The organism is Bradyrhizobium sp. (genome assembly GCF_027307225.1).
Lineage (GTDB): Bacteria > Pseudomonadota > Alphaproteobacteria > Rhizobiales > Xanthobacteraceae > Bradyrhizobium.
Map to the genome: position 1 here is coordinate 1 of NZ_DAHUXJ010000004.1, position 19113 is coordinate 19113.

Annotated in this window: 16 protein-coding genes; 5 read left to right on the forward strand and 11 right to left on the reverse strand. The window is 61.8% G+C overall.

Annotated features, from left to right (window positions below; genetic code table 11):
* The first annotated feature begins 216 nt into the window (after positions 1–216).
* Positions 217–1251, forward strand: coding sequence for a GGDEF domain-containing protein (locus M6D32_RS00410; protein ID WP_298252315.1), 1035 nt, complete (start codon positions 217–219; stop codon positions 1249–1251).
* A gap of 20 nt (positions 1252–1271) precedes the next feature.
* Here the strand turns inward: M6D32_RS00410 and M6D32_RS00415 are convergent, their stop codons facing one another.
* The 8 genes from M6D32_RS00415 to M6D32_RS00450 form a co-directional block, all read right to left on the reverse strand.
* A complete protein-coding gene (locus M6D32_RS00415) occupies positions 1272–1757 on the reverse strand; it encodes a TfoX/Sxy family protein (protein WP_298252247.1) in 486 nt (161 codons plus the stop codon).
* Between the two features lie 147 nt (positions 1758–1904).
* A complete protein-coding gene (locus M6D32_RS00420) occupies positions 1905–2306 on the reverse strand; it encodes an iron-sulfur cluster assembly accessory protein (protein WP_298252249.1) in 402 nt (133 codons plus the stop codon).
* 54 nt (positions 2307–2360) lie between these two features.
* Entirely contained in the window at positions 2361–2759 is a 399-nt protein-coding gene (locus tag M6D32_RS00425; RefSeq protein WP_298252251.1) for an SUF system Fe-S cluster assembly protein, read from the reverse strand.
* Positions 2756–4003: a cysteine desulfurase gene (locus M6D32_RS00430; protein WP_298252253.1), complete on the reverse strand. Its 1248-nt coding sequence runs from the start codon at positions 4001–4003 to the stop codon at positions 2756–2758. The genes M6D32_RS00425 and M6D32_RS00430 overlap by 4 nt, the downstream gene beginning before the upstream one ends.
* Positions 4000–5316: a Fe-S cluster assembly protein SufD gene (sufD, locus tag M6D32_RS00435; protein ID WP_298252255.1), complete on the reverse strand. Its 1317-nt coding sequence runs from the start codon at positions 5314–5316 to the stop codon at positions 4000–4002. The genes M6D32_RS00430 and sufD overlap by 4 nt, the downstream gene beginning before the upstream one ends.
* Before the next feature lie 23 nt (positions 5317–5339).
* Positions 5340–6092 (reverse strand): Fe-S cluster assembly ATPase SufC, encoded by a 753-nt coding sequence (gene sufC / locus M6D32_RS00440; RefSeq protein WP_298252257.1) that lies wholly within the window; start codon positions 6090–6092, stop codon positions 5340–5342.
* Between the two features lie 130 nt (positions 6093–6222).
* Complete coding sequence (gene sufB, locus M6D32_RS00445; RefSeq protein ID WP_298252259.1) at positions 6223–7719, reverse strand: Fe-S cluster assembly protein SufB; 1497 nt, start codon at positions 7717–7719, stop codon at positions 6223–6225.
* 100 nt (positions 7720–7819) lie between these two features.
* Positions 7820–8977 (reverse strand): cysteine desulfurase family protein, encoded by a 1158-nt coding sequence (locus M6D32_RS00450; RefSeq protein ID WP_298252261.1) that lies wholly within the window; start codon positions 8975–8977, stop codon positions 7820–7822.
* A 251-nt stretch (positions 8978–9228) separates the two neighbouring features.
* Between M6D32_RS00450 and M6D32_RS00455 the strand changes: the two genes are divergently transcribed.
* Both M6D32_RS00455 and M6D32_RS00460 read left to right on the forward strand, forming a co-directional pair.
* Positions 9229–9876, forward strand: coding sequence for an alpha/beta hydrolase (locus M6D32_RS00455; RefSeq protein ID WP_298106051.1), 648 nt, complete (start codon positions 9229–9231; stop codon positions 9874–9876).
* 70 nt (positions 9877–9946) lie between these two features.
* Positions 9947–10459, forward strand: coding sequence for a DUF1697 domain-containing protein (locus M6D32_RS00460; protein WP_298252263.1), 513 nt, complete (start codon positions 9947–9949; stop codon positions 10457–10459).
* A 6-nt stretch (positions 10460–10465) separates the two neighbouring features.
* Here the strand turns inward: M6D32_RS00460 and M6D32_RS00465 are convergent, their stop codons facing one another.
* Together M6D32_RS00465 and M6D32_RS00470 are read right to left on the reverse strand one after the other, a co-directional pair.
* On the reverse strand, positions 10466–11140 hold the full coding sequence (locus M6D32_RS00465) for a glutathione S-transferase family protein (protein WP_298252265.1): 675 nt from the start codon (positions 11138–11140) through the stop codon (positions 10466–10468).
* A gap of 80 nt (positions 11141–11220) precedes the next feature.
* Positions 11221–12321 carry an anhydro-N-acetylmuramic acid kinase gene (locus tag M6D32_RS00470; RefSeq protein WP_298252267.1) on the reverse strand — a complete coding sequence of 367 codons (1101 nt, stop codon included), beginning with the start codon at positions 12319–12321 and terminating at the stop codon, positions 11221–11223.
* Positions 12322–12507: 186 nt separating this feature from the next.
* Between M6D32_RS00470 and tyrS the strand changes: the two genes are divergently transcribed.
* Complete coding sequence (tyrS, locus tag M6D32_RS00475; protein WP_298252269.1) at positions 12508–13761, forward strand: tyrosine--tRNA ligase; 1254 nt, start codon at positions 12508–12510, stop codon at positions 13759–13761.
* A 98-nt stretch (positions 13762–13859) separates the two neighbouring features.
* Entirely contained in the window at positions 13860–15107 is a 1248-nt protein-coding gene (locus M6D32_RS00480) for an MFS transporter (protein WP_298252272.1), read from the forward strand.
* A 9-nt stretch (positions 15108–15116) separates the two neighbouring features.
* Here M6D32_RS00480 and M6D32_RS00485 read toward each other — a convergent pair whose 3' ends face one another.
* Positions 15117–18722 (reverse strand): DUF3971 domain-containing protein, encoded by a 3606-nt coding sequence (locus tag M6D32_RS00485; RefSeq protein WP_298252273.1) that lies wholly within the window; start codon positions 18720–18722, stop codon positions 15117–15119.
* Positions 18723–19113: the final 391 nt, after the last annotated feature.

Here is a 19113-nt window from a genome sequence, read left to right on the forward strand (position 1 = left end):
CCCGCGTTTTTGCTGCGTCCTGTGCGCGCCCGAGTCTGATTCCAGACCGGGCTGGCGGCGCGAAGACAATGCGATAGCAAGGCGTCCTCGTTTACCCCTCGTTAGTCAACCCACGGTAGCTTCCTCGCCATAGTTTATGAGATTGGCGCGAGAATCGGGCCGCGCTGACATGCATTTTGGGGACGCGGTTCAGTGCTGGACGAACACGAACGCACGATGGCGTTTGCCGAACTGGCATTGGGCCAGATCCGGTCGCTGCGGCAAACCGCAATCCCGCGCAACTATGAAATCTGGTACGTCTACGCCACCGGATACAATTCGCAGCTCAATCAGGTCATCAACGAGACGCTTGCCCGCAACGGCAAGCTGACCGAAGCCGATCTCGAGCAGATCTACGAGACCTACCTTTCCCACCTCAAGACGACCGATCGCATCGACAAGGTCGGCGCGCGCGTCATCGGCGAAATCGACGATGTGATGCGGCTTATCGGCGACGCGCTTGGCATGTCCGCCGCCTACAATGCAAGCCTCTCCGGCGCCACCGAGAGACTGACAAAAGCCGTGGACCGCGAGCAGGTCATGAAGGTGGTGGACTCGCTCGTCAAGACGACGAACGAGATGCGCGACACCGCCAAGGCGCTGGAAGACCGGCTGGCCTTGTCGAAAGCCGAAATCAGCAATCTTCAGCAGAGCCTCGAGGCCATCAGGGCCGAGAGCCTTACCGATCCCCTGACCGGGCTCGGCAACCGCAAATACTTCGATCGATCGCTCGAAGTGGCGGTCGCGAATGCGATCGAGACCGGCGAGCCACTGTCGCTCATGATGTTCGACATCGACCATTTCAAGTCGTTCAACGACTCCTTCGGTCATCTCACCGGCGACCAGGTGTTGCGGCTGGTCGGGATGTCGCTGAAGCAGTCGATCAAGGGACAGGACATTACCGCCCGCTATGGCGGCGAAGAGTTTGCCGTCGTGCTGCCCGATACGGCGCTGCGCCAGGCGTTGACGGTCGCCGATCACATCCGGCGCGCCGTGATGTCGAAGGAATTGAAGAAGAAGTCCACCGGCGAGATTCTCGGCCGCGTCACCATCTCGGTCGGCGTGTCGATGCTCAAGGCGGGTGACGACACCGATTCCCTGATCGAACGCGCCGACGCTTGCCTTTATGCGGCCAAACGCGCCGGGCGCAACCGCGTGGTCTGCGAAGCCGATCCGGAATATATGGCGGAAACCCGCGGCGAAGTGGCTTAAACAAGCTCCTTTGAGCGAAATCAACTCCGCTTTCGCCGCGCCGTTTTGCGCGCGGCTGGTTTTCGCTTCGCCGCCTTCTTTGCCGCTTGCGTCTTGTCTGCGGCCTTCTCGTCTGGACTCTTCTTGCTCGCCGTTGTTTTGGCAAGGGGCTTCCTTGCCGCTTTCCGGCTCGGGCGTTTGCTCAGTGCGGCGCGCTGCGCGGCCGCGAGCGCGGCCTTCGCCCAGCCGGTCAATTCCTCGGAATCATCGAACAGCCGCGCTGGCAATTCCCAGTAGGAATTGACGGTGACGACCTTCCCCGTCGACCGCTGTTGATACTGGAACGGTTTCGATCCCTCCGCCTCGAACTGCGGGATGGTCGCTTCGTCGGCACGGAAATAAAGACCGGCGCGCAGGGCCAGCGCGAAATTGGTACCGTCGGCGGAAATGCCGTAACCGGAAAACATCCGGCGCAGCGTCACCGGGCCAAAACCCGAGAACAGGTCTGTCAGAAAATCGCGATCCATCGCATCGGCTATAGCACGTCGACGTCAACGACGCAGCACGATGGGACGGGATCAGTGTGGCGGTTCAGAAGTCCGCATCATTTGTGTCGCTGGTTCGTCATGCGGACTTCTGAACCAAAGCCGCACTTGAATAACAGCTTCGGGACACTAGCCTTCGACGTTCGCGGGCTTGAGCTGAACGGATTCGCCGCAGCCGCAGGCGCCGACCTGGTTCGGGTTGTTGAAGATGAACTGGGCCTGCATCCTGTCGGTCCTGTAGTCCATCTCGGTGCCCAGCAGGAACAGCACGGCCTTGGGATCGATCAGGATCTTCACGCCCTTGTCCTCAACGACTTCGTCGGTCGGACGGACCTCGTGGGCGTATTCGACGGTATAGGATTGACCGGCGCAACCGCCATTCTTGACGCCAACCCGAAGGCCGACGATTTCGGAATCGGCGCGCCCGGTCAGTTCCTGGATTCGCGCAGCGGCGGCTTCCGTCAGCTTCATCACCTGCGGACGGGGGCGCCTTGCCTTGGGGGCCGGAGAAGTCGGGGTCATGTCAGTCATGTGGCGTGTCCCAAAGCCAATTCAATAAGGGCGCCTGATCGCACCGGAGAACGCTCACCACATATTGAGGACGAGACGCGCCTCATCCGACATGCGGTCCGGCGTCCACGCCGGGTCCCACACCAGGTTGACGTTGACGACACCCACGCCCGGCACACTGGCGACGGCGTTCTCCACCATCGTCGGCAACTCGCCGGCCGCCGGGCAATTCGGCGTAGTCAGCGTCATCACCAGATCGACGGAACGGTCGTCCTTGAGCTCGACCTTGTAGATCAGGCCGAGTTCATAGATGTCAGCCGGAATTTCCGGATCGAACACTGTTTTCAGCGCGGCCACGATGTCGTTGCCCAGCCGTTCTGTTTCCTCCGGCGGCAACGCCGAATACGTTTCCATGTTGGAAGTCTTCACTTCCACGTCCTTTTCGGGACTCTTGACTTCAGCTGTGTCGGTCATGCGAACAATTCCCGCGCCTTGATCAGCGCCTGCGCCAAATGGTCGATTTCCTCGCGCGTATTATACATCCCGAAGGAAGCCCGGCACGTCGCGGTCACATTGAACCGCTCTAAAAGCGGCATCACGCAATGGGTACCGGCGCGAACCGCGACCCCCTGCCGGTCGATGACGGTCGCGACATCGTGGGGATGGGCGCCCTTCATTTCGAAGGAAATCACAGGTCCCTTGCCCTTCGCGGTGCCGATCATGCGCAGCGAGTTGATTTCGCGCAGGCGTGCCTCGGCATAGGTCAGAAGATCGTGCTCATGCGCGGCGATGCGCTCCTTGCCGATCGAATTCACGTAGTCGATCGCAGCTCCCAGTCCGATCGCTTCCACGATCGCCGGCGTACCGGCCTCGAACTTGTGCGGCGGGTCGCCATAGGTGACGACCTCGCGCCCGACCTCGCGGATCATCTCGCCGCCGCCGTTATAGGGCCGCATCTTCACGAGGTGATCGTATTTCGCATAGAGCACGCCGATGCCGGACGGCCCGTACAGCTTGTGACCGGTGCAGACATAGAAATCCGCGCCGATATCCTGCACGTCGATCATCAGGTGCACGGCGCCCTGGCTGCCGTCGACCAGAACCGGAATGCCCTTTGAATGGGCAATCGTCACGACGTCTTTCACCGGCACGATGGTGCCAAGCGCGTTCGACATCTGCGTGATTGCGACGAGCTTGGTGCGCGACGTGAGCTGCTTTTCGAACTCCTCGATCAGGAAGTTGCCTTCGTCGTCGACGTCGACCCATTTGATGACGGCGCCCTGACGCTCCCGCAGGAAATGCCAGGGCACGATGTTGGAATGGTGCTCCATGATCGAGAGCACGACCTCGTCGCCCTCGCCGAGGTTCGGCCCGCCCCACGACGAAGCCACAAGGTTGATCGCTTCGGTCGCGTTGCGGGTGAAGACGATTTCTTCGGGCCGCGAAGCCTTGAGGAAGGCTGCGACCTTGGCGCGGGCGCCCTCATAGGCCTCGGTCGCCGCGTTGGCGAGATAATGCAGACCGCGATGCACATTGGCGTATTCGCTTCGATAGGCCTCGGTCATGCGATCGAGCACAGCGTTCGGCTTTTGCGCAGACGCGGCGTTATCGAGATAGACAAGCGGCTTGCCATAGACCTGCATGGCAAGCGCGGGAAAATCCTCCCGCAGCCGGGCGACATCGTAAGAACCATTTGCGACGGCCGGATGCATGGTCATCCCCGCACTTCCAGCCAGCGCTGCGCGGTCGCAATCGCCACTTCGCGCAAATCATCGCTAGCAATGGTTTCAATGGCCTCGCCAACGAAGGCCTGGATCAGAAGCGCCTGCGCTTCCTTCTCGGACAGGCCGCGGGCGCGCAGATAAAACAGCAGGCTTTCGTCGAGCGCGCCGGTAGTGGCGCCGTGACCGCAGGTCACATCGTCGGCGAAGATTTCCAGTTCCGGCTTGTTGTCGGCCTCGGCCTCGTCGGACAACAAGAGCGCCCGCGTCATCATCTTGGCGTCGGTCTTCTGCGCATCCGGCCGAACGATGATGCGGCCCTGGAATACCGAATGGGCGCGATCGTCGAGGACAGAGCGGAACACTTCCCGGCTCATGCAGTGCGGAACCGCATGATCCAGGAACAGCGTCGTATCGGCATGCTGACGGCCGTTGAGGAGATTGACGCCATTGGCGTTCACCTCGGCGCCCTCGCCTGCAAACGTAAGATGGCCCTGATAGCGGCTGAGGCCGCCGCCGCTCGTCATGTTGAAGGTGGTGAGGCGCACCTTTGCGCCAATCGTGAAGATCACGGTCGTGATGTTCGTGGCGTCCGCGCTATCTGCCATCAACCGCACGTGTTGAAGGTGGGCGTCGTCGCCGACGGAAATGCTGACGGCATCATTGACCTGGTAGGACTTGGCGCCGTCGGCCGCGACAAAGCTCTCCAGCAGCGTCGCCCGCGCAGCCTTTCCGATCTTCAGGAATGAGCGCGTATAGCTGGCTGCCGACGCGCGCGTGGCGACATGCACGATGTGAATCGGTTTTGTCAGAGCCTTGCCGTCGGCCACCGTGACCAAGGCGCCATCGGTTGCCATGGCCGCATTCAGCGCAATCATCGCGCCCGGTTCTGTGCCATTGCTGAGCAGTTCGGCATTCCTGCCGTCTTTCAGCGCCTCGCGCAACGTCTGCACGTGAACGCCGGCTTCCAGGCCGGCCAGCTTCGACAATGCCGGCGCGAAGGCGCCATCGACCAGCACCAGGCGCGAGCCGTCAACTTCTGGCAACGCGGCCAGCGCTGCCTCGGCGCGGTTCAGCGCGTTGGCGTCGGGCACGGCCGCAAGCGGCAGCACCTCGCGCATCAGCGCGCGCAGATCGGTATATTTCCAGTCCTCGAGCCGGCGATGCGGCAGACCTGCGCGCTCAAAGGCTTCAAAAGCCTGCGTGCGTGTCTCTGCAGCCTTGCCGGCGCCCGGCAAGCGATCGCGCACGCTGGCGAAAACATCGCTCACCGCTTGCCGCGTCTCGCTCTTGGCCAATACGACATTCATGGCAGATCCCGTTGTTCCAGCGCTCAGGCCGCGTCGTCGAACTGGGCGTATCCGGACGCCTCCAGTTCCAGCGCGAGTTCCTTGCCGCCGCTTTTGACGACCCTGCCTTTTGACATCACGTGAACGACGTCAGGGACGATGTAATTCAGAAGCCGCTGATAGTGCGTGATCACCACGATCGCCCTATCAGGCGCGCGCAACGCATTGACGCCGTCGGCCGCGATGCGCAGCGCGTCGATATCAAGGCCCGAATCCATTTCGTCGAGGATGCAAAGGCTCGGCTCGAACAGGGCCATCTGGAGGATTTCGTTGCGCTTCTTTTCGCCGCCGGAGAAACCGACATTGACGCCGCGCTTGAGCATGTCCTGCGGGATGCTGAGGCGTTTGGCGACCTCGCGTACCTTTTTCAGGAATTCCGGCGCCATCAGTTCGGTCTCGCCTCGTGCCTTGCGCTGGGCGTTATAGGCCGTGCGCAGGAAATTCATGGTGACGACGCCCGGGATCTCGACCGGATACTGGAAGGCGAGAAACACGCCCTTGGCGGCGCGCTCGTCCGGAGCCATCTCCAGGAGATCGTCGCCCTTGAACAGGATCTCGCCGCCCGTGACTTCATAGCCAGGTTTGCCTGCGATGACATGGGAGAGCGTCGACTTGCCAGATCCGTTCGGCCCCATGATCGCGTGGATTTCGCCCTCGTTCACCGTCAGCGACAGCCCGTGAAGGATTTCGCGCTCGTCGACGCGAACTTGCAAATCTTTGACTTCGAGTAGTGCCATTACGTTGTTCCGTCTTTCCGTTCATGCTCGTCCTGACGAGCGCCAAAGGTGCGTCTCGAAGGACGTGGCCGACAATCTTTCCTCTCATCCTTCGAGACGGCCGCTCACGCGGCCTCCTCAGGATGAGGAACTACCCGACCGATCCCTCCAGCGAGATCGAAATCAGCTTCTGCGCTTCGACCGCAAATTCCATCGGCAATTGCTGCAGCACGTCTTTCACAAAGCCGTTGACGACGAGGCCAACCGCCTCTTCCTGGCTCAGGCCGCGCTGGGTGCAATAAAACAACACGTCTTCGGAAATCTTCGAGGTCGTGGCTTCGTGCTCGAACAGCGCGGACGAATTCTTCGCCTCGACGTAAGGCACGGTGTGCGCGCCGCATTTGTCGCCGATCAGAAGTGAGTCGCAGGCGGTATAGTTGCGCGCGCCGGTGGCCTTCCGATGGGCCGTGACAAGCCCGCGATAGGTGTTCTGCGAGACGCCGGCCGCGATGCCTTTGGAGATGATCCGGCTGGTCGTGTTCTTGCCGAGATGAAGCATCTTGGTGCCGGAATCGACCTGTTGATGACCGTTCGAGATCGCGATCGAATAGAACTCGCCGCGCGAGTTGTCGCCGCGCAGGATGCAGCTCGGATATTTCCAGGTGATCGCCGAGCCGGTCTCGACCTGCGTCCATGAAATCTTGGAATTGACGCCGCGGCAGTCGCCCCGCTTGGTGACGAAATTGTAGATGCCGCCCTTGCCCTCGGAGTTGCCGGGGTACCAGTTCTGTACCGTCGAATATTTGATCTCGGCATCGTCCAGGGCGACGAGTTCGACGACAGCGGCGTGAAGCTGGTTCTCGTCGCGCTGCGGCGCGGTGCAGCCTTCGAGATAGCTGACGTAGGAGCCCCTTTCGGCGATGATCAGCGTGCGCTCGAACTGGCCGGTGTTGCGTTCGTTGATGCGGAAATAGGTCGACAATTCCATCGGGCAGCGCACGCCCGGCGGCACATAGACGAACGAGCCGTCAGAGAATACGGCCGAATTCAGCGTGGCAAAGTAATTATCCGATGTCGGCACCACGGAGCCGAGATATTTCTTCACGAGTTCCGGATGCTCGCGGATCGCCTCCGAGATCGGCATGAAGATCACGCCGGCCTTTCGCAACTCTTCCTTGAAGGTGGTCGCGACAGATACCGAATCGAACACCGCGTCGACCGCGATCTTGCGGCTCGGCGACGGCTCTCCGCCTGCGGGCGGTTCGACGCCCTCAAGGATTGCGACTTCGCGCAGGGGAATGCCGAGCTTCTCGTAGGTCTTGAGAATTTCCGGATCAATCTCGTCGATCGACGTCAGCGCCTTCTTCGGCTTCGGCGCGGCGTAATAATAGATGTCCTGATAGTCGATCTTCGGATAGTCGACGCGCGCCCAGGTCGGCTCGGTCATGGTCAGCCAGCGGCGATAGGCCTCCAGACGCCATTCCAGCATCCAGGCCGGTTCGTGCTTTTTTGCCGAGATGAAGCGGACGGTATCTTCCGACAACCCCTTCGGGGCTTTCTCGGACTCGATAAGCGTCTCGAACCCATATCGATACTGGTCGACGTCGATCCGGCGAACCCGATCGACCGTCTCTTGTACGGCAGCCATTCAGTCCTCCGCTCGCGGTTTCAAGGGCCGCGGTGGAACAAGTTCAATTCTCTGGGTCTCTTACGATGTTTCCCGGACGAAATCACCTGCTTAGAACGGTTCAAGCTGTGTTTCGTCGCTGACTCTTAAGTAGTCGGCCCGAAAGACTTCGCCAAGCCTCCAGGCAAGAATCGATGTCCGCATCCTGCGTGGACCAGCCCATACTGAGCCGCACTGCCCCTTGGGCGATTTCGGCGTCGAATCCCATCGCCTGAAGCACATGGGACGGCTGCACTTTGCCCGAGGAACAGGCTGAGCCAGACGAGACGGCTATTCCCGCCAGATCGAAGCCGATGACCGCGGTTTCAGCCCTTAAGCCCGGTACCGTGAACAGAGTGGTATTTGGCAACCGCTGCACGGAATCGGAGAATATGAGGGTGCCGCGGGTCTGCCGGAGGCCATTTTCCAGCTGTTTGCGCAAGGTCTGGATTCGCGCAGTGCTGGCCGGCAGGCAATCCATGGCGGCTGCAGCGGCGGCGCCAAAGCCCGCAATCCCGGCGACATTCTCGGTTCCGGCGCGGCGGCTCAATTCCTGTCCCCCACCGCGCAACAGCGGCTCCGGTCCGCTCAACCCCTCCGACAGCACCAGTGCGCCAACGCCCTTGGGGCCACCGACCTTGTGCGCAGACACCGTTAGAAGATCGACGCCCAGCCCCCTCATATCGAACGATATCTTGCCGAGTGCCTGGACCGCGTCGATATGCAGCACCCCGCCCGCCTCGTGGACGATCGCGGCGGCCTCTTCGACCGGCTGAATCGCGCCGGTTTCATTGTTTGCCAGCATGATCGACACCAGCGCCGGTGGCCCACCACGCAGCAAATCGCGCAGGTGGTCAAGATCGACGACGCCGGCACGGGTGACACCGATACTTGCGATAGAAGTTTGCGAAAACCGCCCGCCGAACAGCACGGAGACGTGTTCGACCGCCGACACAATGAGCCGTTCGACAGCCGAACCCCCATCGCGTCTCAGGCCAGGTGCCAGCGCCAGCGCATTGGCCTCCGTGCCGCCCGACGTAAAGACGACGCTCCTCGGTTGCGCTCCGACAGCAGTTGCGACTGCGCTCCGCGCCCCCTCGATCCATTTCCGTGCTTCACGGCCTTCAGCATGAACCGAGGATGCATTGCCCGGAAGATCCAGCGCGGCGGCGGTCGCGCGCCGCGCTTCGTCGCGAAGCGGCGTCGTCGCATTCCAGTCGAGATAAACGCGGTCAGACATCAGCGTAAAATAATACCTTCAACTTTTGCGGGCTTGCCGGATAAGCTACTTCTTATGCCAGTTGGCGATGAAATTCCGGAATGCCACCTAACATCTTGAACAAGCAAGCGGATGTTCAAAACCCTTGCATTTTGCCCCTCGCCCTATGTTAGAACGCGGCCTCCATCGTGAGCCATCGTCTGCGACCGGCTCTCCTCCTCGCGCGCCAGATGATGCCAGCGACACACTGGTCGACCGCCTAAGGACCGTCCATGCCTGAAGTTATTTTCACCGGCCCCGCGGGCCGTCTCGAAGGCCGTTATCACCCGGCGAAGCAGAAGAACGCGCCGATTGCGATGATCCTGCATCCGCATCCGCAGTTTCATGGCACGATGAATCATCAGATCGTCTATCAATGCTATTACGCGTTTGCGCATCGCGGATTTTCGGTGCTGCGTTTCAATTTCCGCGGCGTAGGCCGCAGCCAGGGCTCGTTCGATCACGGCACCGGCGAACTATCTGACGCGGCGTCCGCGCTCGACTGGGCGCAGACCATCAATCCGGAAGCCCGTGCTTGCTGGGTCGCCGGCTTCTCCTTTGGTGCCTGGATCGGCATGCAGCTTCTGATGCGCCGGCCCGAGGTCGAAGGCTTCATTTCGATCGCGCCGCCCGCCAATCTCTATGACTTCTCGTTCCTGGCGCCCTGCCCGTCTTCCGGCCTGATCGTGCACGGCGAGAAGGACGCGGTGGTGCCGCCGAAGGACGTCAACACCCTGGTCGAGAAACTCAAGACGCAAAAGGGCATCGTGATCGATCAGCAGATCATTCCCGGCGCCAACCATTTCTTCGACGGCAAGCTTGAACCGTTGATGCAGTCGGTCACCGCCTATCTCGACATGCGCCTGGCCAACGTTCGTTGACATGGCGTTTTCACGCGACGGGTGAAGCGGTTCGCGCCAAGAAAACGCGTCAGAAAAAGAGCTCCGAAAGATGACCGCTTGGATCGCCTTGCTGCGTGCGGTCAATGTCGGCGGCACCGGCAAGCTCGCGATGAGCGAGTTGAAGGCGATGTGCGAGGAGCTCGGCTTCATATCGGTCAAAACCTATATCGCCAGTGGCAACGTCGTCTTCGAGAGCCGGAAGTCGGAGGCCGCGATCAAGACGGAACTTGAGAAGCGGCTTGAGGCCTACGCCGGCAAGCCGGTCGGCGTGCTCGTTCGCAGCGCTTCGGAAATGGCGCGGGTCTCCGCCGATAATCCCTTTCCGAAACTGGCGCCAAACCGAACGGTGGCGTTATTCCTCGATCGCGCGCCGCCTGCCGATACTCTCGAAGGCGTCCGCGGCCAGAAGGATGAGAAGATCAAGTTCGGACGGCGCGAGATCTATGTCCATTACGGCGACGGGATCGGATCGTCGAAACTCGTCATTCCCGCCGCAAAGACCGGCACCGCGCGCAACATGAACACGGTTGCGACACTCGCCAAAATGGCCGCGGAACTTTAGGAATTATCAAGCTGCGGCTTGCGTCTGAAGCTGCGATATCCAGGAATTGCGCCGCTTCAGGAAATCACGCAGCAGCGCCGGGTATTCGGTACTGACCGCGCTGCGCACCGATGGCCGAACCGCGAGCGACTGGCGCCAACGCGCGAGCTTCGGCTTTTGCGAGAGAATTCCGAAGTCGCCTATTTCGTCGAACACGTCGAAGTAACGGAACACAGGACCAAATACGGCGTCGACCAGCGAAAAATCTTCGCCATCGAACCACGGCGCGACCGCGACGCGTGCCTCGAGGCGGGCGAAACGCGCCTCTAGCTGAGCGGCTTTGGCCTCAAATGCCGCTTTATCGGGCGCCGAATAAAGCCCGGCGATATCGTTGAGCACAGTTGAGCCGAACTCGATCCAGCCGCGGTGCTCGGCGCGCCGCAGCGGATCGGCGGGATGCAACGGCTTCGGTTCGGTTTCCTCAAGATATTCCAGAATGACTGCGGATTCGAAAATCGCGGCGTCGCCGACCTGGAGCACCGGCGTGCGGCCAAGCGGCGAGATCGCCAGGAACCAGTCCGGCTTATTGGAAAGATCGATGTCGACCCGATCGAATGAAACGGCCTTCTCGGTCAGCGCGATCACCGCACGCTGCACATAGGGGCAAAGCTTGTGGCTGATCAGCCGAAGACGAGTGGCCATTTGCAAGTCCGAACGTTCCATGCAGCTGCATTAAAACTATATGCAATTGCATTTACCGTCAAGGCTGGACGATGCCGCTCTCAGGGCCTGGCAACAAGGCCGCCCGTCATGGGCATCGACACGCCGGTGGTTGCGGGATAGCTGAGCGGCAATCCCTTCAGGCCACGGGCGGCGAGGAAGCCGAATGCCTGCGCCTCGATCGCATCCGTCGACCAGCCGAGCGCATCGGCGGCTTCAACACTGGCGGGGCTGAGCCGCTCGCGCAGCATCCGCAACATGGTGAGATTGCGCGCGCCGCCGCCGGCAACGATCCAACTCCTCGGCGGCCTGGGCAGTAGCGGAACGATCCTTGCGATCGCCGCCGCGGTGAAGGCGGTCAACGTAGCCGCGCCATTGGCGGGAGAGGGATCACGAAGCACGAGCTTGGCGAAATCGTTGCGATCGAGCGACTTTGGCGGCGGCAGCGCAAAGAACGGCAGAGACAGGCCCTGCGCGATCCAGCTCTCATCGACTATGCCGTGCGCCGCCAGGCGGCCGTCGCAATCGAAGCGCTGGCTGATCGTGCGGTAGATGAAATCGTCGAGCAAGGCATTGCCGGGCCCGGTATCGCAGGCAATCAGCGTATCGCCGTCGATATAGGTGATGTTCGATACGCCGCCAATATTGAGGACCACGACCGGCCCCTCGCGCTCCAGCGATTGCGCGAGCGCGCGATGATAGACGGGAACGAGCGGCGCGCCCTGCCCTCCGGCCGCGACGTCCGCGGCGCGGAAATCATGCATCACAGGAATATGGATAGCCCTCGCGAGCGCAGCGGCGTCGCCGATCTGCACGGTCAGCTTGTCAGCCGGGCGGTGCAGCACCGTCTGGCCATGGAAACCGACGATATCGATGTCCTCGCTCGTGATGTGGTTCTGGGCCTTGAAGCTCGCAATCGCTTCGGCGTGCGCCGCAGTGACGACCCGCTCAGCCTCCTGGAGAATGCCGGGCCTGGCTTCACGCGCATGGAGGTGGACGGCCTCGGTCAGCGCCTGCAGCAGAAGGCGGCGTTCGGGGTCGCTATAGGGCCGGTAGCCGGACGGGCCGAACGCCTTGACGCGCTTGCCGTCCGTTTCGATCATGGCGACGTCGACCCCGTCCAGCGAGGTCCCGCTCATCAGACCGAGGGTCGTTAACATCATCTTGGTTCGAGCCTCTGCCCCTACCCCTGGGGGTCAGCCTATACGTTCAACCAGCGCGTTTACCTTGTGCCGATCAGGCACATCTTATAATGCCACAGCGCACGCATTCGCAGCAGTCCACTATGGTTAAGTTCCCGCAATTTGCTGCAAATACCGTAAAACAAAAATGATCGGGTTCGAAGAAAGATGACCGCTTTCAAGTCTGATTTCCTCAACGTGCTGCAGGAGCGCGGCTTTATCCATCAGGCCTCGGACTTCGAGGCCCTGGACGCGCTCGCCGCCAAAGGCGAGGCCACCGCCTATGTCGGCTACGACTGCACCGCGCCATCGCTGCATATCGGCAATTTCCTGACCATGATGATGCTCCACTGGCTGCAGCAGAGCGGCAACAAGCCGATCACGCTGATGGGCGGCGGCACCACCATGGTCGGCGATCCCTCCGGCAGGGACGAGACGCGCGCGATCCGCACGGTGGCGGAAATCGAGTCCAACAAGGCCTCGATTCGTGGCGTTTTTGCGAAGGTGCTGCATTACGGCTCGGGCGCGAGCGACGCCATCATGCTCGACAACGCGGAGTGGCTCACCAAGCTCAACTGGATCGAGATGCTGCGCGACATCGGCAAGCATTTCTCGGTCAATCGAATGCTGACGATGGATTCGGTGCGGCTGCGGCTCGAGCGCGAACAGGAAATGAGCTTCATCGAGTTCAACTACATGGTCTGCCAGGCCTACGATTTCGTCGAACTGGCACGCCGCACCGGTTGCCGAATGCAGATGGGCGGTTCGGACCAGTGGGGCAATATCATCATGGGCGTCGATCTCGGCCGGCGCATGGGTACGCCGCAATTGTTCGCGCTGACGACGCCGCTATTGACCACCGCCTCCGGCGCCAAGATGGGCAAGACGGCGCAGGGCGCGGTTTGGCTCAACGCTGATCAGTTTTCGCCATACGACTTCTGGCAATATTGGCGTAACACTGAGGACGCTGATGTCGTCCGCTTCCTGAAGCTGTTCACGACGCTGCCGATCGGCGAGATCGACAAGCTTGCGAAACTTCAGGGCGCGGAAATCAACGAGGCCAAGAAAGCGCTGGCTGACGCGGCCACCACGCTGCTGCACGGCGCGGATGCAGCGCGCGAAGCATCCGAGACGGCACGACAAACCTTCGAGGAAGGCGCGATCGCGGAAAACCTGCCGACGGCCGTCGTACCACGGGCCCGTTTAGAGGAAGGCCTCGGCGTATTGGAAGCTTATATTTTAGCACATTTGGTGATGTCGAAGGGTGAAGCTCGACGGCAAATCAAGGGCGGGGGACTACGCGTCAATGACTCGACGGTCATCGACGAAAACATGATTCTCACACTCGAAGACCTGACACCGGAAGGCGTCATCAAGCTGTCGTTCGGCAAGAAACGTCACATGCTGTTGAGGCCGGCCTAGGGTGGTCGCACCGGCCGCGTCGCGCGGAAGGTGAAGCTGCATAGGCGCATTCCCATTTCACGCTTGTAGCAGGTAGTAGAAGCGCGCTCCCTGCACCGATGGACCAAAACGTTCCGCGGGAGGAAGTTGTCTCCGCACCGGCCAAGCCGGTGCATACCGCGCTTGGCGTGCTCGCCGTGTGCTTTGCACTCTCAGTGTTCGGGCGCGGACTGGGCGAGAGCTTTTCGGTCTTCCTGCTGCCGATTTCTGAAAGCTTCGGCTGGAACCGCGCCGACGTCGTCTCGGTCTACTCGCTAAGTGCGCTGGCGGGCGGCCTCGCCTCGCCCCTGATCGGCCGCCTGTTCGATTATTCCGGACCGCGCAGCGTCTATTCGCTCGGCCTGCTGCTGTTTGGCGGCGCATTCCTGTTCGCGGCCCATGCCAGCCATCTCTGGCAAATCCAGCTCAGCGTCGGCCTCTGCGTCGGGCTCGGCATCGCCCTGATAGGCAATGTGCCAAATTCGATTCTGCTCGGACGCTGGTTCGGCCCAAAGCTGCCGACGGCCATGGCGGTGGTCTACTCCGCAACCGGTGCCGGCGTGCTGGCGCTGCTACCGGCCTCGCAGCTCCTGATCGAGCATCTCGGCTGGCGCGGCGCCTATCAGATCTTCGGCGTAACGGCGCTGTTGCTGCTGCTGCCGCTTCTCATTCTGCCGTGGCGGCTGTTTTCCGAAGGGCAACCCCATCTCACCAGGATCCTGTCGGATGACGGGCCGGATGAAGGCTGGACGCTGGGCCGCGCCGTGCGCCACCACGCCTTCTGGGCCTTGTTCGCAACCTTCTTCTTCACGGCCATCGGCATGTATGCGCTCACGCCGCAGATCGTGGCCTATCTGATCGACGCCGGCTTTCCACCGTTGCATGCGGCGACCGCCTGGGGCTTTTCCGGCGTCGTGCTTCTGTTCGGCATGCTCGGTGTCTCCTGGCTCGACGGCATCATCGGGCGCAGGCCGTCCGTTCTGTTCTCCTATGCAATGTCGGTATTCGGAATCTTCCTGCTGTGGCTGCTGCAAAGGTATCCGAACGTCTGGGTCCTGACCGGCTTCGTCGTCTGTTTCGGCAGTATGATCGGCTCGCGCGGCCCGCTCCTCACGGCAACGGCGATGAAGCTATTCAAGGGAAAACACGTCGGCACGATTTACGGCGCCATCGCCATCGGCAGCGGCTTGGGGTCGGCGTTCGGATCGTGGAGCGGAGGTCTCATCCACGACGCCACCCACAGCTACAATCCGCTGATCGTCTATGCGCTGATCAGCGTGATCCTCGGCATGATACCGTTTCTGCTGGTTCCGGCGCTCAGGCGTTGACGTAAAAATTCAGTTCGCGGGAAATTCAACTCCGCCGTTCTGCCTGCCGGTGTTGAAGTCCCAGATTTTCCGCGCGATGCCGGGGAAGATCATCGATACCGGATTGACGTTCAGCGTCGGCTTGTCCGGCGTGCCGACGACCTCATAGGTCAGGCCGAATACCCCTTCATCGCTGCCGCCGAAGAACAGTCCCGCCACCGGGATCTGGCCGAGAAGGTTATTCAACCCGTACACCGGAATGAGCGTGCCGCTCATGCGCACCTGGTTGCCCTGGTAGTCGATGCTGCCTTCGATCGTACCGCCGATACTCGGCCCCTTGAGCACGCCCTCGCGGATCGTGAGCTGGCCGTTCTGGCGGCTGAATTCCGCGCGCAACCGCGAGAAGGCGATGCCGCCGGGCGTCGGCTGGCCGCCCGACACCAGCTTGTCGAGCGAGGCTTCCCCTTTGACCGCAAAATCCCTGACGTTGAGCAAGCCTTCCCTGGGGCCCGGGTCCGATGTCGGGGTATCGATCGCCAGTTGAAGCTGGCCACCGATGACCTTTGAATAAGTATCGGTGAAACGAAGGAACGCGCCGGCGTCTCTGGTTTCGAGCACGATCACGTCGCGGCCCTGCCCGCGGCGCAAATCCGCCGTGACCGGCGTCTCGCGCCCGAGCTTGCCGCTGAACGTGAAGCTTTTGACCGTCCCCGCGCGACGGGACATCCTGGCGTCGACGCTGCGCAGCGCCTCGCCGGAGAAGCCGGCGACGGCGCCTAGCTTCACGTCGACGTCGCAATCGGGGCCCTTGGCCTTGGCCTTGGGGTCGCTGTCTTTGCCGGAAATCGCCGTCTTGACGAAGCTGCGGCCATCGAAGACGTCGCCTCGCATGGTGACCTTGAGAACGCCGTCCGGTCCGCGGTCGGCGCGCAGCGACGTCTTGTCACCTTCCGAAGGAGCGTAGGTCGGGAAGTTCGCGTTGATCAGGTCGCCGTTCTGGTCGACCTCTAACGATCCCTTGATCGAGGCGCCGCCGCCTTCGATGACGATGTCTTCCAGGCGCGTCGACTGCGGCTTCTGCACCACGTTGAACGTGGCGTGCGTCGACTTGCCCTGTGCCTTGACCCAGCCGGGCAGAATGTTGTCGAGCTTGAGCTGGGTGAGATCGGCGTCGATGCCAAGGCGGGTATTGTCGCCGCCGATCTTGCCGGTCAGCTTGACCGGGATCGAGCCGCTCACCGCCGGCCCCAGGTCGAAGCCGAAGCGGGCCCGGCTTGCCTCGTCGAGCGTCGCCTGCAGCTTGATATCGGCATCGCCGTCAACCTGCTTGCGATAGTCGAGGGAGGCCGGCTGCCCGTTGATCTTCACGTCGCCCTTGACCTGATAGCCCTGATTGTTCGCGATGACCTTCAGCGAGTTGGACTCAACCTTCTGATTCATCATCAGCCGATCGGCTGCAAACCCGCCGAGATCGGCGGTGACGGTGTAATTCACGTCGGCCCGCGTCACGTCGTGCTTGATCGGCAAGGCAAGACTGACGACGGCAGAAGCCGTTCCCTTGCTGGCGTTGGGATCGATCAAGGTTGCGGAAAGGTCGCTCAACTTGTCCGAGGCCAGAATTTCGGCCGCCGCCGGCACCGGACCGTCGATCCGGAATTTGACCTTGGCTTGTACGGGTTTCGGAAACGTATCCGGCACCTCGAACACGGCATCGGACACGTTGAGCTTGCGGCCCGCCGGCGTGTCGGCCACGCCCTGTGCGATGCTGACATTCGCGGTTCGGCCGGTGATATGCGCCTTCAGGTCGGCGTCATGAATGGGCGGCAACCCGTCCACCGGCCGTATCGTCACGCCGTTGGCGACAATGGTGACGTTGAGACCGTCGTCGGGGATAGGCGGCCCTTTGCGCGAAAGGTCTCGCACCGGAGAATTGACCCCGATTTCGATGCGCTGGATCGCGCCGCGTTCGATGCGGTCGACCACCCACTGCCTGATATCCGCAACGACGAGCGACGGCCAAATCCGCTTGAGCGCGGCCACCGACATCGGGGTGCCCGCAAATCCCAGCGTCATCCGAGGCTCGTCCGAATAATCGATGCTGCCGGTGCCGGCAACGCCGATCTCGCCATTGCTGAAATCGGCCTGTGTCAGGGTCACGCGTTTCTTGTCGGGATCGAACCGCACGCCGATCGAAACGCGATTGAAGATGACCGGCGGCTCGTTGTCATCGTTGCCGGCCAGCAGGACGGTGCCGCCGCTAAAACCGAGCTGCCAGTCGGTGATGCTGCCGTTCGGAGGCTCAAGGGTGGCGAGCAGCGTGATCCGGTTCTGGCCGGAAATGATCTTGAAAGGCGCTGTCAGCACGCGCTTGTTGGCGTCCCAATCAAGGTTCACTTCCATCGAGTCGATCGCCATCGGATACTCGGGCGTGTCGCTGTCGATGACCTCACCGGCGCCCGCCACGATCTTGCCGCGGAAATAAGTGGGCAACCCGTCACGTCCGAGTTCGCCCTTCAATTCGCCGCTTAGCGGCAGGTTCGCGCTGTAGTTCAGATTTTTCAGCCGCAGCGCCAGAACGATGTTCGCGGTCGAAACCTTGTCGGCCTTGATGTCCACCGATCTCACACCGTTGCTCGACGGTCCCACCGCCACGCGCAACGACCAGCCCTGCGCGCCCTCCTCGGCAACGCTGAGCGCAACTCCGCCGCCGCTCGGGCGGCGCAGGCTGAGCGAGATGTTCTGGAAATTCCATTTGTTGCCGCGTTGCTGATCATCAACGATGAGGCTGCCGTTCTTCAGACCGATCTCGTCGAGGTTCTGTCCGTCAAGCCCGGTCAGACTCAGGCTGTCGAGCCAGTCGAGGCCCGCGAGCAGTCCAGTTTGCGCGCTGTCGGCTGCTGGCGCGGACGCGGCGGGCTGACTCGGCTGACGAGACGCCGGTTCGTTCGGTGCGGCCTGACGCGGAAACGTCGGAGGCAGCCCGGCTTCCTTCTTCGAGGCTACGCCGGTCGCGAGCGGCCGCGCGTTGTCGCCGGCGGATACGGTGACATTGCCGTCGGGCGTAATGCGCACCGCGAGTTCGGCATCGACCAGCTTCAGGCTTTCTGCGCGCAGCCGTCCCAGCAGCAGCGCCGAACCCGACAGCCTCACCTCGGCTTTCGGCGCACTCGCCACGATCGCATGGTCGCGATCGCGCACGATGATATCGCGGATGCGTACCGCGATCCGGATACGGCCGGCCCGCTCGATCTGCGTGCCGCCGACCTCGACGGTATTGCCGTGACCGATGTTTTCCTCGATCGCCGCAGCAAGCCAGGGTGTCATCATGTCGAGATTGATGGGACCTGCGCCGAGCCGCCACCACAGGGCGCCGAAGCAGCCGGCAAAAATCACCAGCAGCGAAGCGAGAACGATGGAAAGCCGCCAGAACCAGCGTTCGCCGGCAAGGTAGCGGCGGAACGATCCCAGATGGTCGGTGAGCCGATAGAAGCCGGCATTCGACCCGGACAGTAACCGACGCGCACGGTGACCGGCCGCCTCGTCGTGCTCATCCGCATGCCAATCGGCGCCGTCCCACTGCTGGAGATGGGCGTCAACCGACGGTCTTGGATCCTGGGTCGACCTATGCCCTACCATTGCCTCTCGTTGCCGGCGCCGATGACAGGCCAACTGGAGCCACGACGGCGCCATGCGCCGGCATCGCTCTTCTCAGTGCAGTGCGATCGATTTGTCATCCGCCACCCATTTTGACCGGGGCTCTCCCCCATGCGAATTGAAATCGAGAACTCCACCAAAGCGCATACTTGCAAAATATTCCTTCGATTTCCGTTGCTGCGAAAGCCTGGCGCGGCGCGGCGTGACCGAGCGACCAGTTCCGCCCGTCTCCGGCTAGGCTACGCGAGCAGCACGGGTAGCGTGTCGAAATCCTTTTGAGCATAATCCGAAAAATGCCGAACGGACCCCGCCCAGTGATCTGGTCCGCTCAATACCTCAATGGTTGATCCGTGGAAAGCGACGAAAGGAAGGC